Raw genomic sequence first — 247 nt, forward strand, 5'->3', positions numbered from 1 at the left:
GTCATGCTGGGTATCGGCATTATTGCTTATCGACGCACTCAAGACTTGTCGGATTATGTATTGGGTGGCCGTAATCTCGGGCCAATTCCCAGTGCCCTGAGTGCCGGCGCCTCGGATATGAGTGGCTGGCTGTTGCTGGGTTTGCCAGGCTACGCCATGAGTGCAGGTTATGGTGCGTTTTGGTTGGCAGGTGGACTGCTGATTGGCACCTGGGCCAACTGGTTGCTGGTTGCCCAGCGTCTGCGGG

At 57.5% G+C, this 247-nt stretch carries 1 protein-coding gene; it reads left to right on the top strand.

The window, feature by feature from the left end; translation table 11 throughout:
• Positions 1–247: sodium:solute symporter family transporter (locus Q4563_RS21735; protein WP_442903855.1), on the top strand; the 247-nt coding region annotated here is incomplete at both ends.

It is taken from the genome of Gilvimarinus sp. 1_MG-2023 (assembly GCF_030548285.1).